Origin of the sequence: Micromonospora sp. NPDC047812 (assembly GCF_040704175.1) — a bacterium.
Lineage (GTDB): Bacteria > Actinomycetota > Actinomycetes > Mycobacteriales > Micromonosporaceae > Micromonospora.
The window spans coordinates 17993-35394 of record NZ_JBEYRY010000011.1; the positions used below are offsets into that span (position 1 = coordinate 17993).

Annotated in this window: 17 protein-coding genes; 13 read left to right on the top strand and 4 right to left on the bottom strand. The window is 76.0% G+C overall.

Annotated elements, in window-relative coordinates; translation table 11 throughout:
• The first annotated feature begins 136 nt into the window (after positions 1-136).
• The 10 genes from AB0883_RS26660 to AB0883_RS26705 all read left to right on the top strand — a co-directional run bounded on the left by AB0883_RS26660 (position 137) and on the right by AB0883_RS26705 (position 11172).
• Positions 137-967, top strand: a complete 831-nt coding sequence (locus tag AB0883_RS26660; RefSeq protein WP_366644073.1) for a hypothetical protein — start codon at positions 137-139, stop codon at positions 965-967.
• Positions 964-2013, top strand: coding sequence for an ABC transporter substrate-binding protein (locus tag AB0883_RS26665; protein WP_366644074.1), 1050 nt, complete (start codon positions 964-966; stop codon positions 2011-2013). Before AB0883_RS26660 ends, AB0883_RS26665 begins: the two co-directional genes overlap by 4 nt.
• Positions 2010-3098 (top strand): iron ABC transporter permease, encoded by a 1089-nt coding sequence (locus AB0883_RS26670; RefSeq protein WP_366644075.1) that lies wholly within the window; start codon positions 2010-2012, stop codon positions 3096-3098. Before AB0883_RS26665 ends, AB0883_RS26670 begins: the two co-directional genes overlap by 4 nt.
• Entirely contained in the window at positions 3095-3979 is an 885-nt protein-coding gene (locus tag AB0883_RS26675; RefSeq protein WP_366644076.1) for a heme ABC transporter ATP-binding protein, read from the top strand. Before AB0883_RS26670 ends, AB0883_RS26675 begins: the two co-directional genes overlap by 4 nt.
• Positions 3976-4644, top strand: coding sequence for a biliverdin-producing heme oxygenase (locus AB0883_RS26680; protein WP_366644077.1), 669 nt, complete (start codon positions 3976-3978; stop codon positions 4642-4644). Before AB0883_RS26675 ends, AB0883_RS26680 begins: the two co-directional genes overlap by 4 nt.
• Complete coding sequence (locus tag AB0883_RS26685; protein ID WP_366644078.1) at positions 4641-4946, top strand: DUF2470 domain-containing protein; 306 nt, start codon at positions 4641-4643, stop codon at positions 4944-4946. Before AB0883_RS26680 ends, AB0883_RS26685 begins: the two co-directional genes overlap by 4 nt.
• A gap of 190 nt (positions 4947-5136) precedes the next feature.
• Positions 5137-5745: an ATP-binding cassette domain-containing protein gene (locus AB0883_RS26690; RefSeq protein ID WP_366644079.1), complete on the top strand. Its 609-nt coding sequence runs from the start codon at positions 5137-5139 to the stop codon at positions 5743-5745.
• Positions 5742-7040, top strand: a complete 1299-nt coding sequence (locus AB0883_RS26695) for an extracellular solute-binding protein (protein WP_366644080.1) — start codon at positions 5742-5744, stop codon at positions 7038-7040. The genes AB0883_RS26690 and AB0883_RS26695 overlap by 4 nt, the downstream gene beginning before the upstream one ends.
• Entirely contained in the window at positions 7037-8800 is a 1764-nt protein-coding gene (locus AB0883_RS26700) for an ABC transporter permease subunit (RefSeq protein ID WP_366644081.1), read from the top strand. Before AB0883_RS26695 ends, AB0883_RS26700 begins: the two co-directional genes overlap by 4 nt.
• Positions 8797-11172, top strand: a complete 2376-nt coding sequence (locus AB0883_RS26705) for a tetratricopeptide repeat protein (RefSeq protein WP_366644082.1) — start codon at positions 8797-8799, stop codon at positions 11170-11172. Before AB0883_RS26700 ends, AB0883_RS26705 begins: the two co-directional genes overlap by 4 nt.
• 43 nt (positions 11173-11215) lie before the next feature.
• Here the strand turns inward: AB0883_RS26705 and AB0883_RS26710 are convergent, their stop codons facing one another.
• Entirely contained in the window at positions 11216-12247 is a 1032-nt protein-coding gene (locus AB0883_RS26710; RefSeq protein WP_366644083.1) for a PHB depolymerase family esterase, read from the bottom strand.
• Positions 12248-12377: 130 nt separating this feature from the next.
• Positions 12378-12689: a hypothetical protein gene (locus AB0883_RS26715; RefSeq protein ID WP_366644084.1), complete on the bottom strand. Its 312-nt coding sequence runs from the start codon at positions 12687-12689 to the stop codon at positions 12378-12380.
• 90 nt (positions 12690-12779) lie between these two features.
• Here AB0883_RS26715 and AB0883_RS26720 point away from each other — a divergent pair, with 90 nt between their 5' ends.
• Together AB0883_RS26720 and AB0883_RS26725 are read left to right on the top strand one after the other, a co-directional pair.
• Complete coding sequence (locus tag AB0883_RS26720; protein WP_121399309.1) at positions 12780-13142, top strand: metalloregulator ArsR/SmtB family transcription factor; 363 nt, start codon at positions 12780-12782, stop codon at positions 13140-13142.
• Complete coding sequence (locus AB0883_RS26725) at positions 13139-13624, top strand: SRPBCC family protein (protein ID WP_366644085.1); 486 nt, start codon at positions 13139-13141, stop codon at positions 13622-13624. The genes AB0883_RS26720 and AB0883_RS26725 overlap by 4 nt, the downstream gene beginning before the upstream one ends.
• 157 nt (positions 13625-13781) lie before the next feature.
• On the opposite strand, the gene ygiD is transcribed toward AB0883_RS26725, so the two are convergent.
• Together ygiD and AB0883_RS26735 are read right to left on the bottom strand one after the other, a co-directional pair.
• Positions 13782-14651 (bottom strand): 4,5-DOPA dioxygenase extradiol, encoded by an 870-nt coding sequence (gene ygiD / locus AB0883_RS26730; protein ID WP_366644086.1) that lies wholly within the window; start codon positions 14649-14651, stop codon positions 13782-13784.
• A gap of 401 nt (positions 14652-15052) precedes the next feature.
• A complete protein-coding gene (locus AB0883_RS26735) occupies positions 15053-15655 on the bottom strand; it encodes an MBL fold metallo-hydrolase (protein WP_366644087.1) in 603 nt (200 codons plus the stop codon).
• A 165-nt stretch (positions 15656-15820) separates the two neighbouring features.
• Between AB0883_RS26735 and AB0883_RS26740 the strand changes: the two genes are divergently transcribed.
• Positions 15821-17395, top strand: a complete 1575-nt coding sequence (locus AB0883_RS26740; RefSeq protein ID WP_366644088.1) for an LLM class flavin-dependent oxidoreductase — start codon at positions 15821-15823, stop codon at positions 17393-17395.
• Positions 17396-17402 lie beyond the last annotated feature (7 nt).

Genomic DNA, 17402 nt, shown 5'->3' on the forward strand with positions numbered 1-17402 from the left:
GGCAAACCTAAGATCGCGGCCATCTTCATTCGGCCCGGTTATCCGGACCGAACAACCCCTTGTGAACTGGATCTTTATAACTTAGGTTAGCCAAACCTAACTTCGCCTCGCCGCCGACACTCTCGTGAGGAGCCCGATGCGCACACCGCGTCACGTCTTCATGGCCGCCACCCTCATCACCGTGGGTGTCGTCGCCGCCGCACCGCCCGCGTACGCCGGCACCGGCCGCGGCCCCGGCGGCCAGACGCTCAGCGTCACCCCCAGCACCGGACTCGACAGGTCCGGCGCGACCGTCACCGTCTCCGGCCGCGGGTACGACGTCACCAAGGGCATCTACGTGGCGTTCTGTGTGGACAACGGGGCCGGTGCGGTACCCAGCCCCTGCGGCGGCGGGGCCGACACGACCGGCGCGCTCGGGGCGTCGCACTGGATCTCGTCGAACCCGCCCTCGTACGGCGAAGGGCTGGCCGTGCCGTACGGGCCCGGCGGGTCGTTCCGGATCACCCTCCGGGTCACCCCGACCATCGGCGACGTCGACTGCACCACCCGCCGGTGCGCGGTGGTGACCCGCGCCGACCACACCCGCACCGCCGACCGTTCCCAGGACGTCCGGGTGCCGACCACCTTCGCCCGGCCCGCCCCCGCCCCGGCCAGCCCCCGCCCGGCGACATCCGGCGCCACCGCCCCGGGCCGCGCCCCCTCGGCCGCCACCGGGGCACCGGGAGGTGCCGCCGAACCGGCGACCACGACGGCCAGGTCCGCCTCCCCCGCCGGCGCCCCGGTGGCCACCGCCGCCGGGGACGGCGCCGCCCCCACGGCCGCCGCCCCGAGCGAGCTGGCGATCAGCAGGGTGAGCACCGCCACCGAGGTCGGACGCGGGTGGACAATCGGCCTGGTGGTGCTCGCGCTGTCGGCCACCGCGCTGCTGGGCCTGCGCCGGTGGCGTCGCCGAGGACAGGCCCGGTGACCGGGCACCCCCGCCTCGTGCCGGCGGCCGCCCGCCGTCGCGCGGTCGCCGCCCTGGCGGTGCTGCTGCTCGGGGCCACCGCCTGCTCCGCGTCGCCCTCCGGCGCCACGCCGGCCGCGACCGCCGGCTGCGGGCCGGTCACCGCCACTCTGGACAGCACCGACGTCACCGCGTTGCGGCCGGCACCGGCACCCGCCCTGCCGGCCACCGTCACCTCCGCCGACGGCACGAGCGTCACCGTCACCGACGCCAGCCGCATCCTGCCGGTGAACCTCTACGGCTCCATCGCCGAGACCGTGTTCGGCCTCGGGCTCGGCGGCAACGTCATCGGCCGGGACACCTCGACCACCTTCCCGGCCGCCGCGCACCTGCCGGTCGTGACCCCGGCGGGGCACGACCTCTCCGCCGAGGCGGTGCTCGCCCTGAACCCAACCGTGGTGCTCGCCGACGACAGCATCGGGCCGCCGGAGGTGCTCCGCCAGCTGCGCGCCGCCGGCATCCCCGTCGTCCTGATCGAAGCCGAGCAGACCCTCGCCGCCGTACCGGGCCACGTGCGCGCCGTCGCGGCGGCCCTCGGCGTCCCGGCGGCCGGCGAACTGCTCGTGTCCCGGGTCGAGAGCGAGATCGCGGCGGCCCGCCGGAGCGCGCCCGGGGGCCGGGCGCCCCGGATCGCCTTCCTCTACCTGCGCGGCACCGCCGGGGTCTACCTGATCGGCGGCGACGGGGCCGGCTCGGACGCGATGATCGAGGCGATCGGCGGGGTGGACGCCGGCAGCGCCGTCGGCCTGGCCAGGTTCCGCCCGCTGACCAGCGAGGGACTCATCAACGCCGCCCCGGACGTGATCCTGGTGATGAGCGCCGGGCTCGCCTCCGTCGGTGGCGTCGACGGTCTGCTGAAGCTCCCCGGCGTCGCGCAGACCCCGGCCGGCGCGGCCCGCCGGATCGTCGACATGGACGACGGCACCCTGCTCACCTTCGGCACCCGCTCCGGGCGGACCGTGCAGGCCCTGGCCGCCGCCGTGTACTCCTGCGGCAGCCCGTCGTGACCGGCGTCGACACCCCCGTCCGACCACCCGCGCGGCCCCCGTCCCGCCGCCCGGTCCGACGCGGTCCGCTGCTCCTCGCCGGCCTCGGCGCCGCCCTGCTGCTGATCGTCCTGGTCGCGGCGGGCCGGGGACAGGTGCAGGTCTCCCCCGCCGAGGTGCTCGGCTCGGTCCTGCACCGGCTCGGCCTGGACGTCGGCGCCCTGCCGACGAACCCCCAGGGCGAGAACGCGCTCTGGATCGTCCGGTTCCCCCGGGTGGTGCTGGCCGCCGTGGTGGGCGCCGCGCTCGGCTGCGCCGGCGCCGTCATGCAGGGCGTCTTCGGCAACCCGCTCGCCGAGCCCGGCGTCATCGGCGTCTCCGCCGGGGCGGCCGTCGGCGCGGCCCTCGCCATCGTCACCGGTGTCACCGTCCTCGGCGGCTGGACCGTGCCCGCCGCCGCCTTCGCCGGAGGGCTGGCCACCACGTACGCCGTGTACCTGCTGGCCCGCGCCAACGGTCGGACCGAGGTGGTGACCCTGGTCCTGACCGGTGTCGCGGTCAACGCCGTCGCCGGGGCGGCGATCGGACTGCTCATGTTCGTCGCCGACGAGTCCGGCGTGCAGGCCATCGCCTTCTGGAACCTCGGCAGCCTCGCGTCGGCGAACTGGTCGGCGGTCACGCTGGCCGCACCCTGCCTGGCGGTCGGTCTCGGCGTCGCGTACGCCGACGCCCGCCGGCTCGATCTGCTCGCCCTCGGCGAGCCCGCCGCCCGGCACCTCGGGGTCGACGTGGAGCGGCTGCGGATCCGCATGATCGTGGTCACCGCGCTGCTCGGCGCGGCGGCCGTCGCCTTCACCGGCATCATCAGCTTCATCGGGCTGGTGGTGCCGCACCTGGTCCGGATGGTCGCCGGCCCGGGGCACCGCGTGCTGCTGCCGGCCAGCGCGCTGGGCGGCGCGGTCGTGGTGATCGCCGCCGACCTCGCCGCCCGCACCCTGGTCGAGCACCAGGAACTCCCGCTCGGCGTGCTCACCGCGGTCGTCGGCGGGCCGGCCTTCTTCTGGCTGCTGCGCCGCACCCGGGACCGGGCCGGGGGCTGGGGATGAGCCCGCCCGTCGGTTGGGTGACGCGCGCCCCGCGTCGCTGGGCGACGCCCCGCGTGCCGACGCCGGCGCCAGCCGGGACGACCCGGGTACGCGTCGCCGGCCTGCGCGTCGCCCGCGCGGGGCGGCCGGTGCTGGACGGCGTCGACCTGCTGATCCGGGCCGGCGAGGTGCACGCCCTCGTCGGGCCGAACGGGGCGGGCAAGTCCACCCTGCTCGCGGCCGTCAGCGGGGACCTGCCCGCCGTGGCCGGCACCGTGGAGATCGACGGCTCGCCCCCGGCGGGCTGGACGCCGGTGGAGCTGGCGATGCGCCGGGCCGTGCTCCCGCAGCGCAGCACGCTGAGCTTCCCGTTCACCGTCGACGAGGTGGTGCGGATGGGACGGGCGCCGTGGGCGGGGCGACCGGAACAGGAGCGCGACGACGCGGTCGTCGCCGACGTCCTGCGGCGCTGCGACGCGACCCGGTTCGCCGACCGGCCGTACCCGGCGCTGTCGGGCGGCGAGCAGGCGCGCGTCGCGCTGGCCCGGGCGCTGGCGCAGCAGGCCGCCGTGCTGTTGCTCGACGAACCGACCGCGGCCCTCGACCTGGGCCACCAGGAGCTGGTCATGCGCGTCGCGCGGGACCGGGCGCGGGCCGGCGACGCCGTGGTGGCGGTGCTGCACGACCTGACCCTCGCCGGCGCGTACGCCGACACCGTCACCCTGCTGGCCGACGGGCGGGTACGCGCCGCCGGGCCGCCGGCGGAGGTCTTCACCGCCCCCCTGCTCAGCGAGGTGTACCGGCACGACATCGAGGTCGTGCCCCATCCACGTACCCGACTACCCTTGGTCGTTCCCCGGCGGCGAGCCACCCGGCCTTCCGTCACCCTGGAGGAGACATGAGCCCGACCAGCACCCCGTTCTCGGCCGAACTGCGGGCCGCCAGCCAGGAGGCCCACCAGGGCGCCGAGTCCCAGCGGTACGTCTCCGCCCTGGTCGCCGGCGACCTGGACCGCGCCGGCTACACCGCGCTGGTGATGCAGCACCACGTGATCTACGAGGCGCTGGAGGGCGCCGCCGAGGCGATGCGCGACGACCCGCTCGCCGGCCCGTTCGTCGACGACGCGCTGACCCGGCTGCCCGCCCTCGCCGCGGACCTGGAGTTCCTGCTCGGTCCCGACTGGCGCCGACGGATCGACCCGACCCCGGCGACGGTCGCCTACGCCGGGCGCCTCGCGGTCTGTGCCGGCTCGCCGGAGCGGTTCGTCGCGCACCACTACACCCGCTACCTCGGCGACCTCTCCGGCGGCCTGCACATCGGACGGTCGCTCGCCCGGCACTACGGGCTGACCGGGGACGCCGGGGCGGCGTTCTACCGGTTCGACCGGATCCCCAGCCCGAAGGCGTACAAGGACGCCTACCGGGCCAGGCTCGACGCCCTCCCGCTCGACGAGGAGGGTCGGGCCGTGCTGCGGGCCGAGGTGCTCGTGGCGTACCGGCACAACACCGAGGTCCTCGCCGCCCTGTCGCACCTCGTGCCGGCCACGGACGCGGAGGCGGCGGCGTGAGCGCCCCGTTCGGCGCCGACGTGGTCGCCGCCGTCTGCCGGCACATGAACGACGACCACGCCGGGGACTCGGTGCTCATCTGCCGCACGCTCGGCGGGCAGCCGGCGGCCACCCGGGCCCGCGCCACCGGGCTGGACGCCGAGGGGATGGAGTTCGCCGTCACCGTGGACGACATCGAGGTCCCGGTGCGGGTGCCGTTCGCCCACCGGCTGACCGAACGCGCCCAGATCCGGCAGGAGGTGGTGCGGATGTACCGGGAGGCGTGCGAGCGACTCGGGATCCCGCCCCGCCAGGCCGGCTGACCGGACGGCGGTCGCGGCGGCGCGACGCGACGCGGCGGCGCGACCGCCGCCAGCACCGATTGGCCGCCGCACCCGGTGGGCGGTCCCGACCCGGGACCCGCGCCGCCGCTCCACAGGCGACGGTGACGGGGGCGCGGGTCGTCGCCCGGTTGTGCGACCCTGGGACCGACTGCCCCGGTCACCGGAGGTGATGGCCACGTTACGACTGTGCGAGCTCGTCGCCGTGCCCGGCGCCGCCGCGGTGACCCTCGACATTGCCGCCGGCGCCACGGCCGCCCTGGTCGCCGCCCCGCCCGTCGGCACGGCCGTCGCCCGGGTGGTCAGCGGGCTGGCCGCGCCGGTCGCCGGCCGGGTCCTGGTCGGCGACCGGGAGGTGACCGCCCTGCCGCCGCCGCACCGCCGCATCGCCTACGTGCCGGCCGGCGGCGCGCTGCTGCCCCACCTGACCGTGCGCCGCAACATCGCCTACGGCCAGCGCCGGCGGGAACGGGTGCGGGAGATGGCCGACGCGTGGACGGCGACGGTGGTCGACCGGCTGGAGCTGGCCCCGACGCTGGGGCTGCGACCGCACCTGCTGTCGGACGCGCAGCGGTTCCGGGTGGCGCTCGCCCGGGCGGTGGTCTGCCTGCCCGAGGTGCTGGTGATCGACCTGCCGACCGGGCCGGCCGGCGGTGGGCGGCTGACCGACCTGGTCGGCCGGCTCTCCCCGCCGGACACCCCGGGGGTCGCGGTGCTGGTGTGCACGGCCGACCCGGGCGCGCTGCCCGACGTGCCGGTCGCCGCCGAGGTGGGCGGGTGACGCCGGTGGGCCGGGCCGCGCCGGCGGCGCGCCTGAGCCGCCGTGCCCTGCTGCGGGCCGCCGCCGCGGCGACCACGGTCGCCGTCGCGGGCTGCGCCACCACGCCGCCGGCGGTCCAGGTCGCGGTCGTATGGAGCGGCGGCGAGCTGGCCCGTTTCCGCGAGGTCGTGGCCAACTACGGCGCCGACGTGCAGGTGATCAGCGCCGGCAACGACATCGACGCGTTCCTGCGCGCCCGCCAGCTGGCCGGCACCAGCCCCGACGTGGCGATCCTGCCCCGGTCGGGGCTGGTCGTCGAGTACGCCCGGCGCGGCTGGCTGCGCGAGCTGAGCCCCGCCACCAGCTACGCGCTCCCGCCCGGCATGGCCGACCTGCTCTCCGCCGACGGGCGCCGCTACGGCGTCTGGGTCAAGGCGGCCCACAAGTCGCTGTTCTGGTACTTCCCGTCGATGCTCCCCGCGCCCCCGCGCACCTGGGACCAGCTCGTGACGCTCACCCGGCGGCTCGGCGCACGGGCCCGCTCGGGCGACGGCCCGGCGCCGCTGGCCATCGGCGCGGCCGACGGCTGGGTGCTCACCGACTGGTTCGAGAACGTGCTCGCCGACGTGGCCCCGCCCGGCTACTACGAGGCGCTGGCGCGCGGCGAGGCCGACTGGCGGAGCCCGTCGGTGCACACGGCGCTGGACCGGCTCGCCGAGCTGTGGGGCGTCGACGGCGCGTTCCCCGGTGGCGGTCGCCGGGCCCTGCTGACCCAGTACGAGGAGTCGGTGATCCAGGTGGTGCACCACCGCCGGGCGACCATGCTCTTCGAGGCCGACTTCGTCGACGACGTCAGCCGCCGGTTCCGCCGGGGCCCGGAGCAGCCGGAGACCTTCCGCTTCCCCGGCACCCGGGTGGCCGACAGACCGCTGATCGTCGGCGGTGACGCCGCCGTGGCGTTCGCCGGCTCGGCCCGCGGGGCGGAGCTGGTGCGCTGGCTCAGTGGCGGCTCCGCGTTCCAGCCGTGGCTGCGCGCCGGCGGCTACCTCTCCCCCAACGTGTCCGTGCCGCTGGACGACTACCGCGACCCCGTCCGCCGCCGCCTCGCCGCCGAGCTGCGCACGGGCGAGGCGGTGCGCTTCGACCTCTCCGACCGGTTGCCGGGCCCGTTCACCGGCTCCGACGGGGTGGGCATGTGGCGGATCATGCAGGACTTCTTCGCCGACGTCACCGACGGGGTCCCCGCCGGCAGGGCGACCCGCCGGGCCGTCGGGCAACTGGCGGCGGCGGCCCGGTCGGCGGGCGGCGGCCGGTGAGCCGGGTCCTGGGCGAGCTGGCGGTCCTCGACGACGTCGGGCCGCCCCGGCGCGGGCGGGCCTACCCGGCGGCGGGGGCCACCTCGGCGCTGCTGCTGCCCGCCCTGCTGCTGCTCGGCGGACTGGTGGCGTGGCCGGTGCTGCGTACGCTGCACGCCAGCGTCACCACCGACGGCCGGTGGGTGGGCGCGGAACACTTCCGCACCGCGCTGTCCGCGCCCGGCACCGGCGCCGTGGTGGGACGCACGCTGCTCTGGGCGCTGCTGGTGCCGGCGGTGGTCACCGTGCTGGGCTACCTGCTCGCCGCCGCCTCGCGTCGCTCGCAGGAGGGCGGGCTGGTCCGCCTCATCCTGGTGGTGCCCACCGCGCTGCCGCTGGTGGTCACCGGGGTCACCTTCCGGCTGATGTACGACCCGGACCCGGAACGCGGGCTGGCCACCCTGGTCGCCGCGACGCTGACCGGCCGCTCGGCGGCCGACGCCCCGCAACTGCTCGGCCCCCGCCTGGTCACGGTGGCGCTGATGTCGGCGTTCGTGTGGGCGTGGGTAGGGCTGGCCGTGCTGGTGTTCCGGGCCGCCCTCGACGCGGTGCCGCCCAGCCTCGCCGACGCGGTGCGCGCCTACGGCGGCAACCGCCGCGACGTGCTCTGGGACGCGCAGTGGCGGCCACTGCTGCTGCGCACCGTGGCGGTGGTGTTCACCCTGGCGGCGCTCGGCACCGCCAGGACGTTCGACCTGATCCTGGTCATGGCGCCCGGCTCGGTACGTGACGAGGCGTCGGTGCTCGCGCTGCGGGTCTGGCAGACCTCCAACGGCGCCACCACCGGCGAGGGCGCCGCGCTCGGCGTGGTGTGGCTGGTGGCGGTGGCCGCCGGCATGCTGGTCGCGGCGCTGTTCGTGCGGCAGGCGTGGCCGCCGCCCCGGGACCCGGTGCCCGTCGCGCCCGAGCCGGTGGCGGCGGCGCCGCGGCGGACGACCCGGCTGCTGGTGGCGGGCGCGGCGGTCGCCTGGCTGGTGCCGCTCGGGGTGCTGCTCGCCACCTCGCTGCACGGCGCGGTGGACGCGGCGGCCCGGGGCTGGTGGTGGAGCCCGCCCGGCCTCGACTCCTACCGGGACCTGCTGACCGGCGCCGAGCTGTGGCGCACGCTGGGCTTCACGCTGGTGCTGGCGACCGTGGTCACCGCCGTGGTGCTGGGCGTCGCGCTGCTCGCCGCGTACCCGCTGGCCTGGTTGAGCGGGCCACCCGCCCAGGCCACCGGGTTGCTGCTGATGGCCGCCAGCATCGTGCCGGTGCAGGTGATCGCCGGGCCGGTCAACGAGGTGCTCGGCGTGGTGCTCTCCTCGGGCACGGCGCGCGGCCTGGCACTGGTGCACGTCGCGCTGGGCGTGCCGTTCGCCGTGCTGGTGCTGCGCAACGCGTTCGCGGACCTGCCCGCCGAGCAGGTACGGGCGGCCCGGGTGGGTGGGCGGCACTGGTGGGGCACCCTGCGGCTGCTCGCCCGGCACAACCGCCCGGCCGTGGTGGCGGTCGCGGTGCTGGAGTTCGTGCAGGTGTGGAACGACCTGGTGGTGGGTCTGCTGTTCAGCGGGCCGGGCGCGCTGCCGCTGGGGCTGTTCCTCGCCGGCCAGACCCGGGGCTTCGCGGCCAACAGCGGGGCGCTGGCCGCCGGGTCGGTCATCGCCTCCATCCTGCCGGTGCTGCTGGTGGTGCTGGCCCGCCGCCAGCTCGTCGCCGGCCTGGTCGCCGGGGGCGTGCGGTGACGCCGCCGGGGCCGGCCCGCCGCTCGCGGCGGCCCCGGCGGCTGAGCCTGCTGCTCGCGATCGGCGGCGTGGTCGGCGGCACGGTCAGCGCGGTGCTCGGCAACGTCACCGGCAACCTGCTCTCCGAGCTCTCCGTCGCCCAGCTCGGCTCCGCCAGCGCCGGGGTGATCGTGCTCGGCCTCGCCGCCGCGATGATCGTGGAGTGGCGCCGTCAGCGGCAACAGGCCGCCACGCCGGACGACGTCGAGGCCACACCCGTCGCCGGCGCGCCCACCCTGCCGTGGCCGGCCGGCTTCACCGGGCGGGACGGGCACGTCGACGCGATCATCGGCCTGTTGGAGAAGGAGCACGCGGTGGCGGTGGTCGGCCGGCGGGCCGTCGGCACCTCGGCCTGCGCGATCCAGGCCGCCAACCTGTGCCGGGACGACTTCCCGGACGGCCAGTACTACCTGGACCTGCGCCGGGGCGGCCGGCGGCACGACGCGCGGCAGGTGCTGACCGCGCTGGCCCGGATCCTCGGCACCCGGCCACCGGCGTCGGGACGCGCCGACGACCTCGCCGACGCCGTCGACGAGCTGAGCGGCCAGCTCGACGGCCGGGCGATCCTCGTGGTGCTGGACAACGTGGACGACCCGGCCCAGGTCCGGCCGCTGCTGCCGCCGACCGCGCGGACGTGCCGCCTGCTGCTGGCCGGCACGGGAGCGCTGGCCGCGCTGGACGGGGTGGTGGCGCACGGGCTCGCCGAGCCGGACGCCGACGACGCCGTCGAGCTGTTCGCCGCCGCGGGCGCCACCGCGCCCGTCGCCCGGCCGCACCGCCCCGACCCGCGCACCGACCCGGCGGTACGCGCCCTCGTCGAACTCTGCGGGCGGCAGCCCCGCACGGTCGCGGAGCTGGGTCGGCGTACGGCACAGCACGGGTGGCGGCACACCGACGTGCTCGACGCGCTGCGCCGCGCCGTGGACACGCCCCCGCACCAGCACGTCGCCGCCTCCCCGGCGACCCTGCTGGTCACCGCGCGGGACACCGCGTACCACGCGCTCGGCGGCGAGGCGGGGCGACTGTGGCGGCTGATGTCGCTCAGCCCGGTGCCGCTGGACCGGCCGACGCTCGCGGCGCTCGCCGGTCGTCGCCCGGACCGGGTGGCCGCCCTGCTGCACGAGCTGGCCACCGGCGGGTTCGTCACCGGCGCGCCCGGCGACCGCTACGAGGTGCGCCCGCTGCTGGCCCCGTACGCCCGGATGCACCTGCGCGACGCGGAGCCGGCGCGGCGGCGGGTCGCCGCCCAGGCCCGGCTCACCCGGCACCTGGCCCGGCGGGCCGAGCGGCACGCCGCGAGCCTCGCCGTGGTGGGCTCGCCGCCGGACCGGGAGCCGACGTTGGCGCTGGACGACGACCCGTACGGCTGGTTCGACCTGCACCAGGAGCTGCTGCTGGCCGTGGTCCGGGTGCCGGCGGGCGCGGCGGAGACCCTGCCGCGCCGGGTACGCCGCTGGTGGTTCCGCCTGGCGGTGGCGCTGTGCGGCTGGCTCGCCCACGCCGAGCGGCTCGACGAGTGGGCGGAGGTGTGCCGCACGGTGCTCGCCACGCCCACGGCCGACGACCGGCCGGAGATCGCCGGCTGGGCGCACAACGAGCTGGGGGTGCTGCGCCGCCGCCGGCACGACCCGCAGGGGGCGGCGACGGCGCTCAGCCTGGCGGTGGCGGAGCGGGGCCGGCGCGGCACCGCGCAGGCGCGGATGAACCTGGGCCTGGTGCTGCTGGACCTGGGGCAGTTCGACGACGCGGTGGAGCACCTGGAGCTGTCGCGGCGGCACCGCTCCGCGGCCGACCGGGCCGGGCACGCGCTGACCGATCTGGGCCTGGGCGCCGCCCGGCTGGCCCGGGGGGAGCTGGAGGTCGCGCACCGCCACCTGGTCCGCGCGGCGAACGCCTTCCGCGCGCTCGGCGACGCCCGGGGTTACGCGGCGGCGCTGACCAACCTGGTGCTGGTGCACGCCGGGCTCGGCGAGCACCTCGACGCGGCGCAGTCGTGGCGGGCGGCGCTGCGCGAGTACGACTCCGTGGCCGATCCGACCAACCGGGCCGCCGCCCTGCTCAACGCGGGTGCCGCGCTGTTGGCCGCCACGCCGGCCCAGGCCCGGCAGGCGTACGAGATGCTGGCGGAGAGCCTGCGGCTGCGCGACGGGCGACCGACTGCCGGCCTGGGGCGGACCCTGCTGCACCTGGGCGACGCCGCGGCGGCCCTCGACGACGCCGACGAGGCCCGACGGCACTGGGCGGACGCGGCGGGCGTCTGCGAGGAGGCGGGAGACGTCGACGGTCAGGCCGCGGCCGACGCCCGCCTGGTGGGCAGCGACGCGCCGGCCTGAGCGGGGCCCCGTTGACGCCCCGCCCGCGCGGCGGCGGTGCGGCTCAGCCGTCCAGTCGGCGCACCATGTTCATGATCGTCTCCAGCTGGGCACCGCCCTTGATCGGGTAGTTGGTCGCGCCCAGGTAACCCCACCAGTCCCAGCAGCCGTTCGGATTCGTGGCGGCGGTGCTCGCCTGGGGGTACAGCACGATCAGGTCGTTGGTGTCGGCGTACTGGTTGAGGTTCGCCCGGTCCACGAAGGCGGTGCCGACCGCGCCGTGGCCCTGGAGGCAGCCGTGCAGGGCGACGAGCAGCCGGCACGAGTGTCCGGCGGCGCAGGAGGCCGGCACGTAGGCGAACCCGTCGGCGCCCATGCTCAGCCCGGGAGCCCAGCCGTTGACCGCGTACGTGTGCTGGCTGAACCGGATCAGGTTGCCGCCCAGCGGGCCGGTGTTCGGCGCCCGCACGCTGCCGAGGAGCTTGCGCAGCAGGGCGTTCTGCGGGTCGGTGCCACAGTCGGCCAGGAACGGCGACGCGGTGACGGCGCACCCGAGGGTCCCGTACGGGGTGACCCAGGCGTGGCCGGCCGGCGAGCCGCTGTCGTACTGCACGCTGGCACCGAAGTGCTGGTAGTAGCGGACCAGGTCGTCGGTGACGGACTTCCTGACCACGGTGTCGCCGTTGCCGTGGAAGACGTACACGGGATCGCCGGACAGGTTGCCCACCGGGTCGACCCAGCCGTACGAGGCCCACGTCCGGGTGTACGCCTGGAGGGCGGGGACGTTCGTGGGGTACACGTTGTCGCCGCAGCCGTCGAGCGCCTGGGCGACGTTGTTCTGCGCGCAGTAGTACGGCCCCGCGGCGAAGACCGCCGCGCCCCGGATCCGGGACGAGTAGGCGACGTGGAGCTGGGTGGCCATGTAGCCACCCGAGGAGACGCCGGCGACGTACACGCCGGAGACGTCGTAGGCACGCAGGGTGCCGGCGACCGGCGCCTTGGTGGCCGGGGTGGCGGCCTGGGCGGGGATCGCGGTGGTGAGGACGAGCAGCAGGGCGGTGACGAGGGCGGCGGTGGCCCTCAGCGGTGCGGTCATGGCGCTCTCCTGTCCGGGAGCGGCGGCGTCGTGCCGGCGTGCGCAGACGCTAACGTGACGCCGGGCACAGTGGACATGAGTGCCGTCGACACCTCGGGCGACGCCGGAGTGTCCGGGACCGACACAGGGCCTATTCGGCGCGCCAGACGGCCTCGCGCGGCGGGCCGGGTTCGGCCCAGCACAGCCCGCCCTTCGCCGCCACGCCCGGCAGTCCGTCGATCATCCGGTTGATGTCCACGAGCGACGCCAGCGACACGACGACGTCGTTGCGCAGGTCCGCCACCGCCGTTTCGAGGTCGTCCTCCTCCGCCGACCAGTCGATGTCCGCGGCCCGCAGGTCGGCCACCGCGTGGTCGGTGAGCACCTGCGGATCGGTCACGGCCACCGTGAGCCGGCAGTACACGTTGAGGGTGAGTGGTTCCGGGGCGCCGGCGTCGGTCATGCCCTCAGCATGACCGACGCGGACGGATCGGGACCAGGCCACTTCACTTAGGGCTTGACCTAAGTGTGGGGCACGGGCATACTTAGGTCCATGCCTAAGCAATCGGGCGCCGGAGACCGCAGCGACGACGGGACCCTGGACGGCGTGTTCCACGCGCTGTCGGACCCGACCCGCCGCCGGGTCGTCGAGCTCCTCGGCCGGGGGCCCGCGACAACCAGCGAGCTCGCCCGTCCGTTTGACATGGCACTGCCGTCGTTCACCCAGCACCTGGGCGTCCTCGAGCGCTCCGGCCTGGTGACGTCGGAGAAGAAGGGGCGGGTGCGCACCTACCGGCTCGCCCCCCAGCCGCTCGAGCACGTCGACACCTGGCTCGCCGGTCAGCGCGCGACGTGGTCCCGGCGCCTCGACCAGCTCGACTCGTTTCTCCACGACCTGAAGGAGCAGCAGACATGACCGCCTACCCGAGCGTGAACCCGGATCTCGACCTCGTCCTGGAGCGCACCGTCGACGTCGCGCCCGAGCTGGTCTGGAAGGCATGGACCACGCCCGAGCTGGTCGTGCAGTGGTTCGCCCCGCGGCCCTGGTCGACCTCGTCCTGCGAGATCGACCTCCAGCCCGGCGGCAGGTTCAACACGGTGATGCGCTCGCCCGAGGGCGAGGAGTACCCGAACACCGGCTGCATCCTGGTCGTCGAGGAGGGCTCGACGCTGATCTTCACCTCGGGGCTGGGCCCGGGCTTCCGCCCCCAGGTCGGCAGCGACGACTTCCCGTTCACCGCGATCATCAAGCTCGAGCCCACCGGCAACGGCACGAAGTACACGGCCACGGCGATCCACGCCGACGCCTCGGCGAAGAAGTCGCACGAGGAGATGGGCTTCGTCGAGGGCTGGAGCGCCGCGCTGGACCAGCTGGTCGAGGTCGTCAAGGGCCGCTGACGGACGCGGCGGCGGCAGCGGATGAGGGCCCAGCCGTGCGGACCGGTCGCCGGGCCGGCACCCCACGACCGGCTGGTCCCTCGTCCCGCCGCCCGCCGGGACCGGCCGGAAAGCCGACAGGCGGCGGCCCGCAGCGGCGGCGGCCGGCCGGTGGCCGTCAGATGTTGGAGGAGTCCGGCGGCACGTCGGTCGGCAGAGCGGGTGCGCCGGCCAGCGGGGCCTCGGCACGGCAGGACGACCCCACCGTGTAGGCGGTCATCGACAGCGACCCGTACGCGTACCCGTCCACCAGCACCCGCGCGCCGTCGCCGGCGGCACCGGCCAGGCCGGCGAGGTAGAGCAGCGGGATGAAGTGGTCGGGCGTCGGCACGGCCCGGCCGAAGTCACGGTGGGCGTCCAGCGTGGCCGCCTCGGTCGGCTCGCCGAGCATGACGTCCTTCGCCGCCTCGTCGAACCGCCGCGCCCAGTCGAAGCCCTCGTCGACCATGCGCGGGTCCACCCCCCGCAGGTTGTGCACCACGTTGCCGCTGGTCACGACGAGCACTCCGCGCTCGCCCAGCGGGGCGAGCCGCGCGCCCAGGTCCAGGTGGTAGTCCAGGCCCTTGAACGCGTTGATGCTCAACTGGACGACCGGGACGTCCGCGTCGGGAAACGCGTGGGTGAGCACCGACCAGGTGCCGTGGTCGATCCCCCACGAGTCGACGTCCGCCCCGACCCAGGTGGGACGGACCACGTCGGCGATCTCCTCCGCCAGCTCCGGCAGGCCGGGCGCCGGGTAGTCGACGTCGAACAGCTCCGACGGGAAGCCGTAGAAGTCGTGGATCGTCCTCGGCCGGGGCATCGCGGTGACGGCGGTGGCGCCGATGTACCAGTGGGCCGACACGACCAGGATCGCCCGGGGCCGCGGGACCGCCCGCCCGAAGGCACGCCACGCCTGCGTGTAGCGGTTGAGTTCCAGCGCGTTCATTGGGCTGCCGTGGCCGATGAACGCGGCCGGCATCACCGCCGGGACGGTCTCGCCGCTCATGCTGCTCCCCCCGCCGTGGTCACCCGAGCGTAACCAACGTCGGAGGGAGCAGCCGGCCAACGCCGACCGCGACCGGCCGTCACCGCCCGAGGCCGGCGGTCGCCGTCAGTCGGAAACCTCGCGCCAGGCGGGGTGGTTGCCGCGCCACGCGCCGGCCAGAATGACCGCCGATGTCCGACCGGGGCACTCCTGCACCCGGGAGCGGCCTGACTCGCCGCCGATCCGTACCTGTACGTCCCATCGCTGCCCGTCGGTGCGGATGTACACGTCCCGACGTCCGCGTTGCGACGTGTCACCGTTCCACCAGTGTTCTTCGACCCTCACCCAGCGACCGTATAGCAGTTGGCCCGCGGACGACACGGCCGGTCTCGGTGGAGACCACCCCTGAGTGGGGTCAACGGTCAGGCGGACTCCCCCGGCGCCAGGTGGCGGTAGCCGGGCACGGTCTCGGCGAACCAGCCGTTCACGCTGGTCAGGCCGCGCTCGTTGAGCTGCGCGTCGTGGATCGGGAACACCCGCTCGGCCCCGACGGCGGTGGCGAAGTCGATCGCCTCGGTGAGCTTCAGCCAGGATGCCTGTGCCGGGACCAGCAGCGTCTCGACCGGCCGCTCCGGCCGGTGCAGGGAGTCGCCCGGGTGGTAGACCGCGTCGCCGACGAGGTAGCCGAGGTTGGCGCAGTCGGGCTGGCCGCCGTGGATGGTGGCGTGCCGACCGCCGAGCGCGGTCACGGTGAGGCCGGCGGCGGTGAACCGCTGACCTGCGCCGACCCTGGTCACGGACAGCGGCGCCAGATCGGGCAGGACGGCGCCCTCCGGCGCGAAGACCGGCACGCCGAGACCCGCCAGCCGGAGCACGTCGACGTGGTCGGTGTGCTCGTGGGTGACCAGCACGGCGTCCGCGCCGGCCAGGGCCCGTGGCTCGCTCCAGGTGCCGGGGTCGATGACCAGCACGCCGCCGTCGTGCTCCAGCCGGACGCAGGAGTGGGTGAACTTCACGATCCGCATCCGCCGACCGTACGCCGGTGGCGGCGCCCGGTGTGCCCCCGTGGCGGGCGGCACGGGCCGTGCCGGAGCGCGGCGCCGACCGGCGTTCCCGGGCCCGATTCGCCGGACGGCTCGGGGACCGCCCCGAGCCGCGTGAGAGGCTGCGGGACGGAAGGGGGTACCGACATGGGCGACTACGGCCATCCGCTGGCCTTCGGGGCGTTCCTGACGCCCGGCAACGCCGAGCCGGGGCGGGTGGTGAGCCTCGCCGTGCTGGCCGAGCAGGTCGGGTTCGACCTGGTCACCTTCCAGGACCACCCGTACCAGCCCGCGTTCCTCGACACGTGGACGCTGATGAGCTTCGTGGCGGCCCGGACCGGCGCGGTGCGGCTGGCCGCCAACGTGACGAACCTGCCGCTGCGGCCGCCGGCCGTCCTGGCCCGCAGCGTGGCGAGTCTCGACCTGCTCAGCGGTGGCCGGGTGGAGCTCGGCCTGGGCGCGGGCGCGTTCTGGGAGGCCATCGAGGCGATGGGCGGGCGCCGGCTCTCCCCCGGGCAGGGCGTGCGGGCCCTGGCCGAGGCGATCGACGTCATCCGCCAGGTCTGGGACGTCGGGGCGCGCGGCGGCGTCCGGGTCGACGGCGAGTTCCACCGGGTGGTCGGCGCGAAGCGGGGCCCCGCCCCCGCCCACGACGTGGGCATCTGGCTCGGCGCGTACAAGCCGCGGATGCTGGCGTTGACCGGGAGCCGGGCCGACGGGTGGCTGCCGTCGTTGGGCTACCTGCAACCCGGCGACCTCGGCAGGGGCAACACGATCATCGACGACTCCGCCCGGGAGGCCGGCCGCGACCCGGCCGACGTGCGCCGCCTGCTCAACGTCACCGGCCGCTTCGCCCCCGTCGGCCGGGGACCGCTCGACGGCCCCGCCGAGCAGTGGGCCGAGGAGCTGGCGGACCTCGCGCTCAGCGACGGGATCAGCACCTTCATCCTGGGCAGCGACGACCCCGAGGACCTGCGGCGCTTCGCCGCCGAGGTCGCCCCCGCCGTACGCGAACTCGTGGCCGGCGAGCGCGCGGCCGGCACCGCGCCCGCCACGGCCCCGGCGACGCCCGGGCCGACCCCGACGGGGGCGCCGGTCGCTCCCCGCCCGCCCGCCGTCGCCGGAGCCTTCGCCGTCGTCCCGACGCCCGACGACGGCGTGCGCCGCAGCGCGATCCGGGTCTGGGACGAGACCACGCGGCCCACCGGCCCCGCGCCGGACCCGGCACGCGCCTACACCCCGCACGACCAGGCCGGCGCCCAGCACCTGATCGACGTGCACGACGGATTGCGCGCCGAGCTGAACCGGCTGTACGACCTGGTGGAGCAGGTGGGCGCCGGGCTGGTCGACGCGGGCACCGCCCGCTCGCACATCAACACGATGACCATCCGGCAGAACAAGTGGACCCTGGGCACGTACTGCGAGTCGTACTGCCGGGTGGTCACCACCCACCACACGCTGGAGGACCGGGGCATCTTCCCGCACCTGCGCCGGGGCGACGCCCGCCTCGCCCCGGTGCTGGACCGGCTGGAGCAGGAGCACCACGCGATCCACGACGTGCTGGAGCGGGTGGACCGGGCGCTCGTCGCGTTCGTCTCGGTCGCCGACGGGATGGCGGAGCTGCGCGCGGCGGTCGACCTGCTCAGCGACACGCTGCTGTCCCACCTCGCGTACGAGGAGCGCGAGCTCGTCGAGCCGATCGCCCGGCTCGGGCTGAACTGAACCGGCC